The organism is Stenotrophomonas sp. 71799_Sma, from assembly GCF_056482505.1.
This window is the reverse complement of sequence record NZ_CM151202.1, coordinates 4864475-4882040: the sequence shown is the minus strand read 5'-3', so window position 1 is coordinate 4882040 and position 17566 is coordinate 4864475. Positions and strand designations below refer to the sequence as shown.

Below are 17566 nucleotides of genomic sequence, written 5' to 3'. Positions count from 1 at the left end.
CAGCAATAATCGTCCGGTGGCCGGGGCATGGACGCGACAAGGCGCCCAAACACAGGCCGGAAAGGGGGGAAATGGATGGCTCAGACTACCACCGAGCGCCCGCCTTCGGAATGCTTGTCCCCTACTTATTCACAAAAACATCCACAGCTATTGCACAGCCCAGTGAATTCGCGTAGCTGCCAGGGGTTGACTTGGGGCGGGGTACCTCTCTAGAATTTCCGGTTCTTTCCGTCCCATTCATACGAGAGGCCCCCAATGGCCACGAAGCGCACCTACCAGCCCAGCAACCTCAAGCGTAAGCGCGACCACGGCTTCCGTGCCCGTATGAAGACCGCTGACGGCCGCAAGATCCTGTCGCGTCGCCGCGCCAAGGGCCGCAAAGTCCTGAGCGCCTGATTGCCATGCCGCACATCGCGGCAGACGCAATCCCTTCGACAGTGAATACTGCAGACCCGCGCAAGCGATTCCCTCGCTCTGCGCGGGTTCGCACGCGTGCCGAATACTCAACGGTCTTCAACGGCGCCCGCCGTGTGTCCGATCCGCTGATGACCCTGCACTGGCTGCCGGCTGACCGGCCGGCCAGGCTGGGTCTGGCGGTTTCCCGCAAGGTTGATCCGAACGCCGTCGGGCGTAACCGGATCAAGCGCGTCCTGCGCGACATCCTGCGTCAGACACGTACCGACATCCAGCCAGGCGACTTTGTCGTCGTGGCTCGAAGTGCTGCGCGTTCCGCCAGCAACGACGAGATCCGCCAGGCCTTCCTGCGCCTGCTGCGTCGCCTGCGTGCATTGCCCACGCCGGGCGTGGACGGCACAATGCCGCCGCCTGATGGCATCGCAACTCCTTCTTTGACCGAGCCGGCATCGCGTCCCGGCCCCGCCGAGCCTGTCCGCTGATGAACCAGACCCGCGTATTCCTCATTTTTGCCTGGCTGATGGTGGCCGTGCTGCTGTGGATGGAGTGGAGCCGTGAAAAGGCTGCTCCGACCCCGGCACCGACGACCACGTCGGCCCCGGCCGCCGCACAGAGCGTTCCGGGCGCAACCCCGGGCGCCATCCCCAGCGCCCAGGTGCCGGGTGCCCCCGGCCAGGCCGCCGTGCAGGCCCAGGCCAGCGCCACGCCGGCCAGCCAGCGCGTGACCGTCACCACCGACGTGCTGCGCCTGGTGCTCGACGGCGGCCGCGTGCTCGATGCCGAGCTGCTGCAGTTCCCGCAGACCAAGGACGAAGGCAGCCCGCCGGTCCGCCTGCTGACCGAAGACCCCGCGCACCCCTACAGCGCGATCAGTGGCTGGGCCAGCGAAGACAAGAACACCCCGGTCCCCGGCGCCGACGGCTTCAAGCTGGTCGGTGACATCAAGGACTTCGTGCTGGCCAAGGGCCAGAACGAGCTGCAGATCCCGTTCGTGTGGACCGCCGACAACGGCGTGACCATCAAGCGCACGCTGACCGTCTCGCGCAACGAGTATGCCGTGCGCTTCAAGGATGAAGTCAGCAACGCCGGCGCCGCGCCGTGGAACGGCTACGTCTACCGCACCCTGGACCGCACCCCGACCATCCTGTCGCGGAGCATGACCAACCCGGATTCCTTCAGCTTCAACGGTGCCACCTGGTACGACAACGACAAGAAGTACCAGCGTCGTGCGTTCAAGGACTACCTGGAAGACGGCACGCTGAACCAGAACATCACCGGCGGCTGGCTGGCGATGCTGCAGCACCACTTCTTCACCGCCTGGATCCCGCAGAAGGACCAGACCGCACACTACGTGCTGTCGCAGGTGGCCGGTCGTGACCTGATCGAAGCGCGTGGCCCGGCCTTCACCGTGGCCCCGGGCCAGTCCACCAGCACCGAAGCCCGCCTGTGGGTCGGCCCGAAGCTGGTCAACCTGATTGCCAAGGAAGACGTGCCGGGCCTGGACCGCGTGGTCGACTACAGCCGCTTCTCGATGATGGCGGTGATCGGCCAGGGCCTGTTCTGGGTGCTGAACCAGGTGCACAAGCTGGTCGGCAACTGGGGCTGGGCGATCGTCGGCCTGGTGGTGCTGCTGAAGCTGGTGCTGTACCCGCTGTCGGCGACCCAGTACAAGAGCGGCGCCAAGATGCGTCGTTTCCAGCCGCGCATCGCGCAGCTGAAGGAACGCTATGGCGATGACCGCCAGAAGTTCCAGACCGCGATGATGGAGCTGTACAAGAAGGAAAAGATCAATCCGATGGGCGGCTGCCTGCCGATCCTCATCCAGATGCCGATCTTCTTCGCCCTGTACTGGGTGCTGGTGGAATCGGTCGAACTGCGCCAGGCGCCTTGGTTCGGCTGGATCCAGGACCTGACCGCACGCGACCCGTACTTCATCCTGCCGGTGATCAACGTGGCGGTGATGTGGTTCACGCAGAAGCTGACCCCGGCACCGGGCATGGACCCGATGCAGCAGAAGATGATGCAGTTCATGCCGCTGGTGTTTGGCGTCATGATGGCCTTCATGCCGTCCGGCCTGGTTCTGTACTGGGTGGTCAACGGCGGCCTGGGCCTGCTGCAGCAGTGGTGGATGACCAAGCGCCATGGCGGCGAGCCGGTCCCGGCCACCACCGCCCCGGCCCCGGTCAAAAAGAAGTAATCCGACCGGCAGGTCGCCGGCTTTGTAGAGAGTCGACCTTGGTCGACTGCCATTGAGCCCCGACCGACCCGCAGAAGCCCGCCGCAAGGCGGGCTTTTCGCATGCGGCGTTAGAATCGCCGGCACACCGTTCCTCCATCCATCGAGTCCGCCATGCCGCGTGCGTCGTCGTTCCGCCTGTTCCTGCCCTCGCTGTTGTTGACCCTGGTCGTTGCCGGCTGTGGCGACAAGGACGCGAAGGCACCGGTAACCGGCGTGACCCAGCCCAGCGCGCAGGCCGCGGCCGCCGCCGACCCGGCCGCCGCGCCGTTGCTGGCTGCGCTGCAGAAGCAGCTCGACGGTTACCGTCGGATCATCGTGCTGCTGGCCGACGAAGAACAGCAGTCGGCCGCCGACCGCGGCACCTCCACGCGTGTGGGCCAGCAGCTGTTCCATGATGGCCTGGAGCAACGTACGGCCATCGCCGCGCAGTTCGACACCCTGCTGCGCGGTTCCAGTCCGCAGCGCTTCGCCACCCTGGGTACCGTGCTGGACTACATCGAGTCCGCGCCGGAACTGTTCGATGCCGACCGCCTGGCCTTCCGCGAAGTGCTGGGTGATCTGCATGAGCGGGTCGGTACCGATTCGTCGCTGCCGGCGGTGAAGCTGCACCAGCGCATCGGCGAGGACCTGGAAGCGCTCGACGAGATCGAACGCAACTACAACCAGGAACTGACCCGCATCTTCAGCCGCTTCGAGCGCACCCGCGCCATCGAGCTGAAGCGCGAGAAGTGGGACGATTACATCGCGCACCTGCACAAGGACTACAGCCGCGAAGCGATCCTGCGCGACTACGGGGTGATCGAGCCGTACCCGATGTCCATGAAGGACAGCGACCGCGAAATCTTCGGCCGCGACCTGCCGGCCAAGACCGTGGTGCTGACCTTCGACGATGGCCCGCACAAGGCCTACACCGATGAAGTGGTGGCCATCCTCAAGCGCTACGACGTGCCGGGCGTGTTCTTCGAAGTGGGCCGAAACCTGGGCAAGGTCGAGGCCGATGGCAAGGTCAGCCTGGGCCCGATGGCGAAGATCAGCCGCAATCTGATGGAAGAGGGCTATGCGGTCGGCAACCACAGCCTGACCCACGCCCAGCTGTCGCGCACCACCGGCGACGCGCTGCGCCAGCAGGTGCTGGACACCGACACGCTGCTGAAGGATGTCGACAGCAAGCGCGCACCGCTGTTCCGCTTCCCGTATGGCGCGCGCAATGCCGAAGGCCTGCAGCTGCTCAACGAGGCCGGGCTGAAGTCGATCATGTGGAACATCGACTCGATGGACTGGGCCGACCCGGTACCGGAGTCGATCGTGCAGCGCGTGCTCGACCAGGTGAACAAGGAACAGCGCGGCATCATCCTGTTCCACGACATCCACGATCGTGCGGTGAAGGCGCTGCCGCAGATCCTCGACCGGCTGATCGCCGATGGCTACCAGTTCGCCGGCTGGAATGGCCGCGACTTCACCGTCGCCCGAGCGCGCAAGGGTGATGCCGGTGCCGCCACGGTCACCACCGGCTACGAGAAGTCGTGGGCGATCGTGGTCGGCATCGACAACTACGCCAAGTGGCCGAAGCTGGAGTACGCCAGCCATGATGCACAGGCGGTGGCCGATACCCTGACCGGGCAGTTCGGCTTCCCGTCCTCGCAGGTGATCGTGCTGAAGAACGAGCAGGCCACCCGCAACAACATCTTGGCCGCCTTCCACGACCGCCTGGCCGACGACCGCACCGGAAAGAACGACCGCGTGTTCGTGTTCTTCGCCGGCCATGGCGCGACCCGCCAGCTCGCCTCGGGGCGCGACCTCGGCTACATCATTCCGGTCGATTCGGATCCGAAGGAATTCGCCACCGACGCGATTGCGATGACCGACATCCAGAACATCGCCGAAAGCATGCAGGCCAAGCATGTGATGTTCGTGATGGATGCCTGCTACAGCGGCCTGGGCCTGACCCGTGGCGGCCCCTCGTCGTCGTCGTTCCTGCGCGAGAACGCGCGACGCAGCGCGCGGCAGATGCTGACCGCCGGTGGTGCCGACCAGCAGGTGGCCGATGCCGGCCCCAACGGCCATTCGGTGTTCACCTGGGTGCTGCTGCAGGCGTTGGCCGGCAAGGGCGACCTCAACGGCGATGGCCTGATCACCGGTACCGAACTGGCCGCCTACGTGGCGCCGGCGGTCTCGGCGGTCTCGCACCAGACCCCGGCCTTCGGCAGCCTGCCCGGTTCGCAGGGCGGCGAGTTCGTGTTCCAGGTGCCGGACAGCCAGGAATTCCTCAACGCCGATACGCGCCAGCTGACCGCCGATGCGATCGCGCTGAACAACAAGGTTGATGCTGCCAGCGAAGCAAAGGGCAGCCAGGCGCCGGTGACCGTGGCCGACCTGCAGGGCGGCAAGGCCAAGCTGGTGGTGCCCACCGCCGGCCCGGCGTCCGACCGCCAGCGCGCGCAGCAGGCCAATGACCGTGGCCTGCAGCTGTACCGCGAGAAGCAGTACGACGAAGCGGTAGCCCAGTTCACCGAGGCGCTGAAGCTGCGCCCGGACTTCGCCCAGGCCGCCAACAACCTCGGCTTCGTCTACTACCGCCAGCAGCGCTATGCCGAAGCGGCGCGCTGGCTGGAGAACACACTGAAGATCGACCCCTCGCGCGCCGTGGCCTATCTCAACCTGGGCGACGCCTACTTCAACGCCGGCGACAAGGCCAAGGCCAAACAGGCCTACACCACCTACCTGGCGCTGCAGCCGCAGGGCAGCGGCGCGGCCCAGGCGCGTGCGCAGCTGGAGAAACTCTGAGCCATGAACGACGCGATCCGCACCGACACGATCGTGGCCATCGCCAGTGCGCCCGGCGCCGGCGGTGTCGGCCTGCTGCGCCTGTCCGGCCCGCGCGCTGCAGCGATTGCCAATGCGCTGGGTGCACCTGCACTGCGTCCGCGCCACGCGCACTACGCGCGCCTGCGTGATGCCGACGGCGAGGTCATCGACGATGGCATCGTGCTGTGGTTCCCGGCACCGAACAGCTTCACCGGCGAAGAGGTGGTGGAGCTGCAGGGCCATGGCAGCCCGGTGCTGCTGCAGCAACTGGTCGCGCGCTGCATCGCGCTCGGTGCGCGCCAGGCGCGCCCGGGTGAGTTCAGCGAACGGGCATTCCTCAACGGCAAAGTCGACCTGGCCCAGGCCGAGGCCATCGCCGACCTGATCGCCGCGGGCGACAACCGTGCCGCGCGCGCTGCGCGCCGTTCGCTGGATGGTGTGTTCTCGCGCCGCATCGACGCCGTGGTCGAACAGCTGGTGCTGCTGCGCATCCATGTGGAAGCGGCCATCGACTTCGCCGACGAACCGCTGGATACCCTCGGTGGAGCACAGGTGCGCCGTGGCCTGGAACAGGCGCGCAGCGACCTGGCCCTGCTGCGGCGGGATGCCGAGCGCGGCCGACGCCTGCGCGATGGCCTGCATGCAGTGCTGATCGGGCCGCCGAATGCCGGCAAGAGTTCACTCCTGAACGCACTGGCCGGCAGCGAGCGCGCCATCGTCACCGACATCGCCGGCACCACCCGCGACACCCTGCGCGAAACCATCCGCCTGGACGGCCTGGAGCTGACCCTGGTCGACACCGCCGGCCTGCGCGACGGCGGCGATGCCATCGAACGCGAAGGCATGCGCCGCGCGCACGTGGAAATCGAACGCACCGACCTGGCGCTGATCGTGCTGGATGCGCGCGATCCAGCGGCCGGCGAAGCGGCGCTGGGCGATGCCGTGGCGGCGGTGCCGCACAAGGTCTACATCCACAACAAGTCGGATCTGCTGACGGCGCTGCCGACGCTGGACGATCCGGATCGGGTGTTCGTTTCGGCGGCCACCGGCGCCGGACTCGAAGATCTGCATGCGCGCCTGCGTTCGATTGCCTCGGCCGGGGCAGGCGAGCAGGTGGACGGCGAGTTCTCCGCGCGCACGCGCCACGTCGATGCGATCGAGCGCGCGCAGGAACATGCGCAGCGCGCCGATGGTGAGCTGGCGCATGAGCACCTGGAACTGGCCGCCGAGGAACTGCGGCTGGCGCATGACGCGCTGGGTGAGATCACCGGGCAGATGAGTGCCGATGACCTGCTGGGAAGGATCTTCTCCAGCTTCTGCATCGGCAAGTAAGGTCGGGGCCAGATCCCCGAAGGGATCTCTGACCCCGTCATCGATCAATCGCGCGGCTCATGCTCTGGCAGGCGCCAACCTTCGCCCTGGGAGGTGCCAACCTTCGCTCTGGTAGGTGCCAACCTTGGTTGGCACAGGGCGTCCGGGGTCATGGACGCCGGCTGGCAGAGCGCCGACCAAGGTCGGCGACTACCGGATCCATGGGGTCCCCCGCCTGTCACATTGCCGCCGCATACTGACGCCCATCACATACCGCTTGGGGAAGTCGCAGTGAAGTCGTGGGGTTGTGCGTTGCTGTTGTCGCTGGCCGTGGCACCATCGGTGGCCATGAGTGCTGAATCCTCCACCCCGGCCGCACACAAGGTGTCGGTCTATGGCCACCGCGGGGCAAGCGCACTGCTGCCCGAGCACACCCTGGCGGCCTACGCGCAGGCCATCGCCGATGGCGCCGACTACATCGAACCGGACCTGGTCATGACCAAGGACGGGGTGATGGTGGCCCGCCACGAGAACGAGATCAGTGGCACCACCGATGTCGCCTCGCATCCCGAATTCGCCAGCCGCCGCACCAGCAAGGTCATCGACGGGCAGAAGGTCGATGGCTGGTTCACCGAAGACTTCACCCTGGCCGAGCTGAAGACGCTGTACGCGCGTGAGCGCCTGCCGGAACTGCGCAGCACCGCCTACGATGGCCAGTTCCGCATCGCCAGCCTCGACGAGATCCTTGCGTTCCTGGTGCAGCAGGCTGGCCGCGCCAACCGCGGCATCGGCGTGGTGCCGGAGATCAAGCATCCGACCTACTTCCAGTCGATCGGCCTGCCGATGGAAGACAAGCTCCTGATCGCGCTGCGCGGCAACGCCTATACCAACGTGGGCCCGGTCACCATCCAGTCGTTCGAGACCGCCAACCTGCGCTACCTGCGCGGCAAGATCGGGCGGGGCAGCAACATCCGCCTGCTGCAGCTGCTGTGGAAAGGCGATACCCAGCCGGCCGACATCGCCAAGGCCGGTGGCAAGCTGACCTACGCGCAGATGATGACGCCGGCCGGACTGAAGGACATTGCCAGCTACGCCGACAGCATCGGCCCGGAGCTGCGCTCGATCATTCCGCTGGACGCCAAGGGTGCACTGGGGACACCGACCACGCTGGTACAGGACGCACATGCAGTGGGCCTGATGGTGATTCCGTATACCTTCCGTCCGGAGAATCATTTCCAGGCCAGCAACCTGCGCAAGGGCGCCGACAACGCGCGCAATGCCGAGGGGTCAATTGCCGAGATGCGCGCCTATCTGGCCACCGGCATCGATGCGTTCTTCACCGATGACCCGGCGCTGGGCCGGCAGGCGGTGGATGGGATGGGCGCGGCGGGGAATACGGCGAACTGACCGGCCAATGCCGCCGGGCATGGCCCGGCGCTACCGGATGTGACGGAATGCTCTGGTAGTTGCCAACCTTGGTTGGCATGCAGCAGGAGCGCCGACCAAGGTCAGCCACTGCCGGGTCATGAAGATGCCGGACCCCCGTCACCCGCTCAGCCGCGCGGCTCGTCCGGCCGGCGGAACGGGATCACCACGTAGTCCTGGCCCTCGCGCGGCTGCCATAGCACCGGCACGCGCTGCGGTGACGGCGGCTCCAGCTCGTCGTCGGCCAGCGGTTCGACGTCTTCTTCTTCGTCTTCCCAGCTGTAGCGCGGGCGCGGCGGCAGCGGGTCGGCGTTGCGGAACAGCAGCGCAGCGATGATGCCGGCGAAGGCGCCGCCCATGTGCGACTGCCAGGACACACCATCGGCGTGCGGCAGGATGGTCATCAGCATGCCGCCGTAGAACAGCATGCCGATCAGGCCGGTGGCGATGGCCGCGCGATCGCGGCGCAGCAGGCCCAGGCTGGCCAGCAGGAACATCAGGCCGTGGGTCACGCCGCTGGCGCCCAGGTGCACGCTGCCCGGATTGCCCAGCATCCACGCACCGATGCCCGAGCCCAGCCACAGCAGCGGCAGGGCGCGCACGGTGGCTTTCGGGTAGACGCTGCCGGCCAGCGTGCCCAGGATCAGGATCGCGATGCTGTTGGCGGCGATGTGCTCGACCGAGGCATGCAGCATCGGGCCGCCGATCAGGCCAAGCAGGCCCTTGGCTTCCAGCGGCGCGACCGCCCAGGGCCGCCAGTCGAAGGTGCCCTGCAGGGCGAACACGGCCACCAGCACCAGCACGGCGGCCAGGCTGACATTGAACGCCCGCAGGATGCGCGAGCGGTCATTGCGGGGGGCCGGTACGTCGCCGGCGGGCAGGGGCGCGTTGTTGTCCATACCTCAGCAATGGCGGTGACTGGCGCGAAACCAAGGCCACCGCAACGGGAGAGTGGGTGCGGCCGGCGGGACAATCCCGCCGGCCGGCCATGATCAGGCGTGGCCGGAGCCTTCCTTCGGCGGGTACTTCAGGCTCAGTACCACGGTGGCGGCGATGATCACCGCGACCACGCCCAGCGACACCGGGGTCGGGATCTTGAACAGGTCGATGATCATCATCTTGATGCCGATGAAGCCCAGCACCAGCGCCAGGCCATACGGCAGCAGGTGGAAGCGGTCGGCCATGCCGGCCAGCAGGAAGAACATCGCGCGCAGGCCCAGCACCGCGAACACGTTGGAGGTGAGCACGATGAACGGGTCGGTGGTGATCGCGAAGATCGCCGGGATGCTGTCCACGGCGAAGATCACGTCGGTGACCGCGATCAGGATCAGCACCGCGAACAGCGGGGTGAACCAGCGCACGCCGTCGCGCTTCACGCTCAGTGCGTTGCCGGCATAGTCCGGCAGCAGGCGCAGGTGCTTGCGCATCCAGCGCAGGGCGGGATTGGTCTCCAGGTCCGGCTCCTGGCCGGCGGCGAACCACATCTTCCAGCCGGTGAACAGCAGGAAGGCACCGAACACGTAAAGCAGCCAATGGAACTGGCTGATCAGCACGCTGCCGGCGAAGATCATGATCGTACGCAGCACGATCGCACCCAGGATGCCGATGATCAACACCTTCTGGCGCTGCTCCTCCGGCACCGCGAAGTAGCTCATGATCATCAGGAAGACAAAGATGTTGTCGACCGCCAGCGCCTTCTCGACCAGGTAGCCGGTCAGGAATTCGAGGCCGACCTTGTTGGCCACCACCTGGCCGGCGGTCTCATTCAGGTAGTACCAGAGGCCCGCATTGAACAGGAGGGCCAGCGCGACCCAGCCGATGGACCACCACAGGGCCTCCTTGAAGGTGACCTTGTGCGGTCCACCATGGCGCATCAACACGAGGTCGACCAGCAGGGCGATGACCACCACCGCCGCGAAGCCGCCCCACAACCACACGTTACCGATCGTCTGCATTGGGAATGTCCGTTGGAAAGATGAATGCCAGGCCGGACGGCGAGGATCTGCAACGGAGGATCGGGAGGGGGATCCAGGGACAGAGCTTCGCCAGTACGGCGAAGGTCTCGCTCGCAGTTCCAGTCGGCTGGAACTGCCGTTGCACCGGAGCCTGCGGGCTCGAAATGACGGCGACAACGTCTGGGAGCTACTCCCCTTCTGGCGCCGATTCTGCGGCCTGGCCGGGCTGCCGTCAAATGCCGGGCGGCCGGGGCCCCCGCTCTGGTAGGTGCCAACCTTGGTTGGCACGCCTTGCCCGGGCCGTTCAGCAACGCCCGTCGCGCCAGCTCGACTCTACGAAAGCGCCCCCCGGCTACAATAGGTGGATGAATACCCCCCTTCCGATTGTCCGCCTCAAGAATGCGTGGCGTTCCAGCCACCCGTGGATCTTCCAGAAACTGGTCGAGAAGCCGACCGTCCGGCCCAAGCCCGGTTCCATCGTCGACGTGGTCGGCGTGGACGGGGAGTTCATCGGCCGCGGGTTCTACAACGGGCACTCGCGCATTGCCGTGCGCATCCTCGAAACCGACCAGAACGTGCCGGTCGATGCTGGCTGGTTCTCGCGCAAGATCGCCCAGGCGGTGTCGCTGCGCCGTGAGGTGCTGAAGCTCGACGCGGTGTCCGACGCCTGGCGCGTGGTGCACAGCGAGGGCGATGGCCTGTCCGGCCTGGTGGTGGACCGCTACGGCGACCTGGTGGTGGTCGAATTCTTCGCCGCCGGCATGTTCCGCCACCGCGAGTGGATCTACGACGCCCTGCGCGAGCAGTTCCCGGGCTGCCGCTTCCACAGCTTCGCCGACGAGCACGTGCAGAAGCAGGAAAGCTTCGACTTCCACGGCAACACCACCACCGAAGCGGCAGTGATCACCGAGTACGGCATCAAGTTCCGCGCTGACCCGGCCGGTGCGCACAAGACCGGCTTCTTTGCCGACCAGCGCGAGAACCGCGAGTGGCTGAGCCAGCAGGTGGAAGGCAAGAGCGTGCTCGACCTGTGCTGCAACACCGGCGGTTTCGCCGTGTACGCGGCGGCGCGCGGCGCCTCGGACGTGGTCGGCATCGACATCGATGAAGACGTCATCCAGATCGCCAAGGGCAATTCGCGCCTGAACAACGTGTGCCCGAAGTTCATCCAGTCCGACATCTTCCCGTGGCTGCGCGATGCCGCCAACCGCGGCGAGCAGTACGACGTGGTGATCCTGGACCCGGCGAAGATGACCCGCGACCGCGACCAGGTGATCACCGCGCTGAAGAAGTACCTGGACATGAACAAGCTGGCGCTGGGCGTGGTCAAGCCCGGTGGCCTGTTCGCCACGTTCTCCTGCACCGGCCTGGTGGCCGAGGACCAGTTCCTCGACATGCTGCGCCGCGCGGCCTACTTCTCCGGCCGTACGATCCAGATCCTGAAGGTGGCCGGCGCCGGTCCGGACCATCCGTTCATGGCCCACGTGCAGGAATCGCGTTACCTCAAGGCCGTGTTCTGCCGCGTGGTTGATTGATTCGCGGGATCCCGGCTGCGCTCGGCATCGGGTAGTGCCGGCCGCTGGCCGGCTCCTCCTGGTCTCCGACTCTCGCTGAGAGCCGGCCAGCGGCCGGCACTACCGTTTGTTGTCATCTCGGCGCTATGGTCTGACGCTTCCCATCGAGGTGAAGCGTCATGACGTTGCGCAGTCTGTCTTTGCTGGTCTCCCTGGCGCTGTGCGCGCCACTGTCCGCCCACGCCATCGAGTTCAGCGCACAGGAGCTGGCGCGCGCCAAGGCCCTGCAGCAGCGCCTGGTCACCCTCGACAGCCACCTGGATACGCCGGCCAATTTCGGCCGAACCGGCTTCGACATCGAGCAGCGTCACGACCGCAACGCGCTTTCGCAGGTCGACTACCCGCGCATGGTCGAAGGTGCGCTGGACGGCGGTTTCTGGGCGATCTACACCGATCAGGGCGACCGCAGCCCCGCCGCGCACCTCGCCGAGCGTGACCATGGCCTGCAGCGGCTGCTGGAGATCCGCGAAATGCTGGCGGCCAACCCCGAGCGCTTCGCGCTGGCATTGACCGCAGATGACGCGGCGCGGATCAAGGCCGCCGGCAAGCGCGTGGTCTACATCAGCATGGAAAACGCCAGCCCGCTGGTGGAAGACCCGAGCCTGCTGTCGTTCTACCACCGCGCCGGCCTGCGCCTGCTCAGCACCGTGCACTTTGCCAACAACGAGTTTGCCGATTCGGCCACCGACCCCAAGGGTGCGGAGTGGAAAGGCCTGAGCCCGGCCGGCAAGGACCTGGTGCGGCAGGCGGTGAAGCTGGGCATTGTGATCGACCAGTCACATGCTTCGGATGCGGTGTTCGACGACCTGCTGGCGATGATGCCGGTGCCGTTCGTGCTCTCGCACAGCTCGGCCAAGGCGGTCTACGACCACCCGCGCAATCTGGATGACGCGCGCCTGCGCAAGCTGGCCAAGGCCGGCGGTGTGATCCAGGTGAACGCCTATGGTGGCTACCTGATCGACACCGCAAAGACGCCCGAGCGCAAGCAGGCCGAGGAAGCGCTGAGCAAGCAGCTGGGTGGCTGGGAAGGCATGGGCATCGAACAGGGCGTTGCCCTGCTGAAGGCCGAGCAGGCGCTGGACCACGAGCACCCGGTGCGCCATGCCAGCCTCGACGACTTCTTCGCCCACTTCGAGCACATCCTCAAGGTGGTGGGCCCCGAGCACGTGGGCATCGGCCTGGACTGGGATGGCGGCGGTGGCCTGAGCGACCTGCCCGATGTCAGCCAGCTGCCGAAGATCACCGCGTGGCTGCTGCGCAAGGGCTATACCGAGAAGCAGATTGCCGGCATCTGGGGCGGCAACCTGCTGCGGGTGATGCGCCAGGCGCAGGACTACGCTGCAAAGCAGGGCGGTTGACCGCCCTGCGGTAGTGCCGGCCGCTGGCCGGCATGGCCCGTATCAACAGGATGCGAGGTGCCGGCCAGCGGCCGGCACTACCGGTGATCCGGCTATTTCGCGATCAGCGCGTGGCGGCGGCTGTACAGGAAGTACAGCACCAGGCCGGCCAGGTTCCACAGCAGGAAGTACAGCTGGGTGCTGTGCGGCAGGCTGAGGAACAGATAGATGCAGCCCAGCGCGGCCAGCGGACCAACCACGAAGGCCAGCGGGGTACGGAAGGTACGTTCGCGGTTCGGCTCGCGCAGGCGCAGCACCACCAGGCAGATGCCCACGGCGGTGAACGCGGCCAGGGTGCCGGCATTGGCCAGCGCCGCGATCTCGTCCAGGCGGGCCACGCCGGCCAGCGCCGACACCACCACCGCGGTGAACAGCGTGGTCGCCACCGGCGTGCCGGTACGTGCGTTGACCTTGGACAGGCCACGCGGCAGCAGGCCATCGCGGCTCATCACGAAGAAGATGCGGCTCTGGCCGTACAGGAAGGCCAGCAGTACGGTCGGCAGCGCGATGATCGCGATCACGCCGATCACCATCGCCGCGGTCGGATGGCCCAGCTGACGCATGATCAGGGCCAGCGGCTCGGCGCTGTGGCCGAACACCGCGTAGCTCATCGCACCGACCGCGGCCAGCGCCACCAGCACGTAGACGATGGTGCAGCCGATCATCGAACCGATGATGCCGATCGACAGGTCGCGGCCGGGGTTCTTGGTTTCCTCGGCGGCGGTGGAGATCGCATCGAAGCCGTAGAAGGCGAAGAAGATGATCGCTGCCGCCGCCATTACGCCGTGTTCGACGCCATCAGGGCCCATCGACTTGGCAAAGCCATACGGCATGAACGGCTGCAGGTTGGCGCTGTCGAAGGCGGGCAGGGCCACGGCCACGAAGATGGCCAGCGCGATCAGCTTGAACACCACCAGGATGGCGTTGAGGGTGGCGCTTTCCTTGGTGCCGGCCATCAGCATGCCGGCCACCAGCCAGGTGATGACGATCGCCGGCAGGTTGATCATGCCGCCTTCCACGTGTGGGCCGGCCGCCAGCCAGGCGGGCAGGTGCACGTTCCAGCCGAACTGGGTGTGGACCCATTCGAGGAAGCCGACGAAGTAGCCGGACCAGCCCACCGCCACGGTACTCACCACCAGTGAGTACTCCAGGATCAGGCTCCAGCCCACCACCCAGGCGAACACCTCGCCCAGCGCGCTGTAGCTGTAGGTGTAGGCACTGCCGGCGGCCGGCATCATCGTCGACAGCTCGGCGTAGGACAGTGCCGCGCAGGCGCAGACCGCACCGGCGATGGCGAAGGAGATAAGCACGGCCGGGCCGGCCAGGTTGGCACCGACGCCGATCAGCGTGTAGATGCCGGTACCGACGATGGCGCCAATACCCAGCGCGATCAGGTGCGGCCAGCTGAGCGTCGGGATCAGGCGCCTGCCGGCTTCGTGGACGGTGACGGAATCTAGGGACTTGCGCCGGAACAGGGACATGCAGGCCTCGGAAGGGGTGACTAAGAACGACAAGTTCCCGAGTGTGACCGAACGCAGCGCAGCATTACCACTGACGGGGGTCATGCGAGGGTCAGATGCGTCACCGGCGCGGCTGTACTCCGAGCATTCTGCCGGAATCGGCACAAATGTTGGCAGGATTCGAAATGATTCGATCCCTCAAGGCGAGCCGGGAGGCGCTTGAAGCGTGAGAGCAGGGGCCAGATCGATGCTGACCCGCTGCGGATCAACCACTGGCGCCGCACCTTGGGTTCTCAACTGGGCCACCAGTACTTCGAAGCCCTGCGTGCGGCCGAACGCGTGCTCGTCCAGGGTCAACGGCAGCAGCTGCAGGAAGTCGAATCGTCCCGATGGCAGTTGCTGGGGTCCCGGGAAATGCAACGACGGAACGAAGACGGCCGCCTGCAGCATGCTCCCTGCGTGATCCACCGGCCCCCCCAGCTTCAGCCGGTCCCATGGCGCCAACGGATTGCCGGGCATGCGTGAGTGGCACAGCAGCAGGTGGTACGCGGTGAACCAGCGCAAGGTGGTCAGTGCCCAGGTCGCTTCTTCCTGCGTCTCAAGCATCAGTTCGATGCCCAACCCCGAATCGCCATCTTCGTGCCGCCCTTCCCAGGGGTTGGACAGGCCGGAGCTGACATAGATCCAGTGCCTTCGATCACCGTGCGGAGGGCAGGCATTGACGCCGACATGCAGCCAGCGCGGGTCGATCTGGTCCTGCTTGAAGACGTTGCGCAGCAGATCCATGTCGATCGGATAGATCCCCGGCCCGGTATCGCCGAACAACCGCCGGTACAGCGTCTCCTCCCGATATTCCCAGCTGCGCTCCAGCAGGGTGTCGTCGTCCATGGTGCTCACTCGGCCACCTTGCCGGGCCAGCGGCAGCCGTCTTCCTGCCAGGCCTCGACGTCATCGTGGAAGGTGGTGCGACGTCCGTCGCGGGCACGCTCGTAGCTCAGGTCCAGCACCAGCGCGCCCTGCGTGCTCAGCAGGTAGCGGCCGTTGAGGCGCCCGTTGATGCGCTCTTCCCAGACGCTGTCGAACTGGTAGGGGCGGTCTTCGGCCAGCACCGTGGTCTCCATTGAAACCCGGCGCAGCAGCAGGCGTTCGCGCTGCCCGGCATAGCGAACGTCGGCCTGGCCGTCATCCAGCCAACGCCATTCCAGATGGATGCCGTCATTGCGGCCGCCGCTCAGGCAGCGATGATCCTGTGCGGTGGCCGCCGGGGCGGTCGTGTTGGCCAGAAGCAGCAGGGCGCCCATCGCCGTCGGCCAGGGTTTCATCCGTTCAGCCCCAACCGGATGCCGAACCCCACCAGGAACAGGCCGGCCACGCGGCGCAGCGCATCGCTGATCCGCGGGTGCTGGATCAGCCGGCGACGGGCCAGGTTGCCCACGCCGATCAGCATCGAGCAGTAGGCGATGCTGACCACCAGGATGATGCCGGCCAACGCCGCGAAGGTGGCGATGCCTTGGTGCGCCTTCGGATCGATGAACAACGGCAGGAAGGCCATGTAGAACAGGATCGCCTTCGGGTTGAGCAGACTGACCAGGATCGCCTGCTGGAAGTAGCGCCCCGGCTGCATGCGGATCGGACCGGCGTCGCCGCCCTCGTGCTTCGGCGTGCGCAGCAGGCTGATGCCGACCCACACCAGGTAGGCCGCACCCAGGTACTGCACGGCGTGGAACACCAGCGGGTTGGCCTTGAGCAGCGCCGCCACGCCCGCCAACGCCAGCCACATCAGGATCTGATCGCCGACCAGCAGGCCGGCCAGCGCGGTATAGCCACCACGCACGCCGCCACGGCCGGTGGCGGTCAGCAGGGTGAAGGTGCCGGGGCCGGGCAGGGCGAGAAACACCAGCACGGCGACCAGAAACGTCCACAGGTCCTGGATGCCCATCCACGGCATGGCGGCGTTCTCTTGTTACGTGGGGCCGCCATTGTCGGCCAGTGCCGCCGTTGGCGACAGGGGGCGGGTGAGGCCAGTGGGCATGCCAGACAGCAGCGGTTGCAGGTGCTGGCGCAGCTGCGCATGCAGTTGCCGTACCGCTGGCGAGAACTGCTTGCGGTGCGGGCATACCAGCTGCAGCGGGATGCTGCTGCCAACACCATCGAGCAGCAGCTGCAGGCGCCCGGCCAGCACGTCCTCGCGCAGGTCCAGCCAGGACTTGTAAGTGATGCCTTCGCCGGCCACGGCCCAGCGTCGCACTACATCGGCGTCGTCGCAGACCAGCGGACCGCGCACCGGAATCACGCTGCGACGCCCGTCGACCTCGAATGACCAGCGATCGTAGGCGCGGCCGTTGAGTTGATAGACCAGGCAGTCGTGCTCGCGCAGATCCTCCAGGCGGGTAGGCGTGCCGCGCCGCTGCAGGTAGCCGGGCGAGGCGGCCAGCACGCGTCGATTGCCTTCCAGCAGCGGCAGCGCGACGTAGCTGGCGTCGTCGAAGTGGCCGATGCGGATGGCCACGTCGACCGGGTCGCGGAATACATCGGCCACCTCGTCGGACAGGCGCAGGTGCAGGCGCAGCCGCGGGTGCGCGGCGCGGAAGGCGCTCAGCCAGGGCAGCAGCAGGTTGCGGCCGAGGTCCGAGGGCGCCGACAGCTGCAGGGTGCCGTGCAGCTCGGTGTCCTCGCCCTGCACACGCGCCTGGCCCTCGCGCAGGGTGGCCAGTACCTCCTGCGCATACGGCAGGTACAGCGCACCCTCGCCGGTGAGGCGCAGGCTGCGGGTGGTGCGCACGAACAGGCGCAGGTCCAGCTCGCGTTCCAGCCGCGCCACCGCCGCGGCGACCTGCCCGGGCAGCAGGTCGGCCTCGCGCGCCGCCTGCGAGAAGCTGCCCAGTGCGGCAGTGCGGACGAACAGCTGCAGATCGTCGAAGCGGATCATCTTCATTGCCAGAGTGAAAGTGCTGCCCGATTCTGCGCCTTTCTGTGGGAGCGCGTGC

Annotated in this window: 15 protein-coding genes; 8 read left to right on the top strand and 7 right to left on the bottom strand. The window is 66.8% G+C overall.

Annotated elements, in window-relative coordinates; genetic code table 11:
- Positions 1-255: 255 nt before the first annotated feature.
- The 6 genes from rpmH (at position 256) to ACZK4Z_RS22435 (ending at position 8175) form a co-directional block, all read left to right on the top strand.
- Positions 256-396, top strand: coding sequence for a 50S ribosomal protein L34 (rpmH, locus tag ACZK4Z_RS22460; RefSeq protein ID WP_005411729.1), 141 nt, complete (start codon positions 256-258; stop codon positions 394-396).
- A 5-nt stretch (positions 397-401) separates the two neighbouring features.
- A complete protein-coding gene (gene rnpA, locus ACZK4Z_RS22455; RefSeq protein WP_021203275.1) occupies positions 402-896 on the top strand; it encodes a ribonuclease P protein component in 495 nt (164 codons plus the stop codon).
- The gene (gene yidC, locus ACZK4Z_RS22450; protein ID WP_032128506.1) at positions 896-2611 is read left to right on the top strand and encodes a membrane protein insertase YidC; all 1716 of its coding nucleotides are present in this window, start codon (positions 896-898) and stop codon (positions 2609-2611) included. The genes rnpA and yidC overlap by 1 nt, the downstream gene beginning before the upstream one ends.
- Before the next feature lie 152 nt (positions 2612-2763).
- Positions 2764-5436 (top strand): polysaccharide deacetylase family protein, encoded by a 2673-nt coding sequence (locus tag ACZK4Z_RS22445; protein WP_125892591.1) that lies wholly within the window; start codon positions 2764-2766, stop codon positions 5434-5436.
- 3 nt (positions 5437-5439) lie between these two features.
- Positions 5440-6789 (top strand): tRNA uridine-5-carboxymethylaminomethyl(34) synthesis GTPase MnmE, encoded by a 1350-nt coding sequence (mnmE, locus tag ACZK4Z_RS22440; RefSeq protein WP_125892589.1) that lies wholly within the window; start codon positions 5440-5442, stop codon positions 6787-6789.
- A 270-nt stretch (positions 6790-7059) separates the two neighbouring features.
- Positions 7060-8175, top strand: coding sequence for a glycerophosphodiester phosphodiesterase (locus ACZK4Z_RS22435; RefSeq protein ID WP_125892587.1), 1116 nt, complete (start codon positions 7060-7062; stop codon positions 8173-8175).
- A 146-nt stretch (positions 8176-8321) separates the two neighbouring features.
- On the opposite strand, the gene ACZK4Z_RS22430 is transcribed toward ACZK4Z_RS22435, so the two are convergent.
- Together ACZK4Z_RS22430 and ACZK4Z_RS22425 are read right to left on the bottom strand one after the other, a co-directional pair.
- Positions 8322-9092, bottom strand: a complete 771-nt coding sequence (locus ACZK4Z_RS22430; RefSeq protein ID WP_071228672.1) for a rhomboid family intramembrane serine protease — start codon at positions 9090-9092, stop codon at positions 8322-8324.
- Between the two features lie 93 nt (positions 9093-9185).
- A complete protein-coding gene (locus tag ACZK4Z_RS22425; protein ID WP_005411722.1) occupies positions 9186-10148 on the bottom strand; it encodes a TerC family protein in 963 nt (320 codons plus the stop codon).
- Positions 10149-10513: 365 nt separating this feature from the next.
- Here ACZK4Z_RS22425 and ACZK4Z_RS22420 point away from each other — a divergent pair, with 365 nt between their 5' ends.
- A complete protein-coding gene (locus tag ACZK4Z_RS22420) occupies positions 10514-11683 on the top strand; it encodes a class I SAM-dependent rRNA methyltransferase (protein WP_478451086.1) in 1170 nt (389 codons plus the stop codon).
- 158 nt (positions 11684-11841) lie between these two features.
- Positions 11842-13080 (top strand): dipeptidase, encoded by a 1239-nt coding sequence (locus tag ACZK4Z_RS22415; RefSeq protein ID WP_125892583.1) that lies wholly within the window; start codon positions 11842-11844, stop codon positions 13078-13080.
- A gap of 92 nt (positions 13081-13172) precedes the next feature.
- Here the strand turns inward: ACZK4Z_RS22415 and ACZK4Z_RS22410 are convergent, their stop codons facing one another.
- The 5 genes from ACZK4Z_RS22410 to ACZK4Z_RS22390 all read right to left on the bottom strand — a co-directional run bounded on the left by ACZK4Z_RS22410 (position 13173) and on the right by ACZK4Z_RS22390 (position 17514).
- A complete protein-coding gene (locus ACZK4Z_RS22410; protein ID WP_032128498.1) occupies positions 13173-14600 on the bottom strand; it encodes an amino acid permease in 1428 nt (475 codons plus the stop codon).
- Between the two features lie 177 nt (positions 14601-14777).
- On the bottom strand, positions 14778-15467 hold the full coding sequence (locus ACZK4Z_RS22405; RefSeq protein WP_219630944.1) for a suppressor of fused domain protein: 690 nt from the start codon (positions 15465-15467) through the stop codon (positions 14778-14780).
- A gap of 5 nt (positions 15468-15472) precedes the next feature.
- A complete protein-coding gene (locus tag ACZK4Z_RS22400) occupies positions 15473-15901 on the bottom strand; it encodes a hypothetical protein (protein ID WP_125892579.1) in 429 nt (142 codons plus the stop codon).
- A complete protein-coding gene (gene leuE / locus ACZK4Z_RS22395; RefSeq protein WP_005411716.1) occupies positions 15898-16527 on the bottom strand; it encodes a leucine efflux protein LeuE in 630 nt (209 codons plus the stop codon). Before leuE ends, ACZK4Z_RS22400 begins: the two co-directional genes overlap by 4 nt.
- A 15-nt stretch (positions 16528-16542) precedes the next feature.
- Positions 16543-17514, bottom strand: a complete 972-nt coding sequence (locus tag ACZK4Z_RS22390; RefSeq protein WP_125892577.1) for a LysR family transcriptional regulator — start codon at positions 17512-17514, stop codon at positions 16543-16545.
- Positions 17515-17566 lie beyond the last annotated feature (52 nt).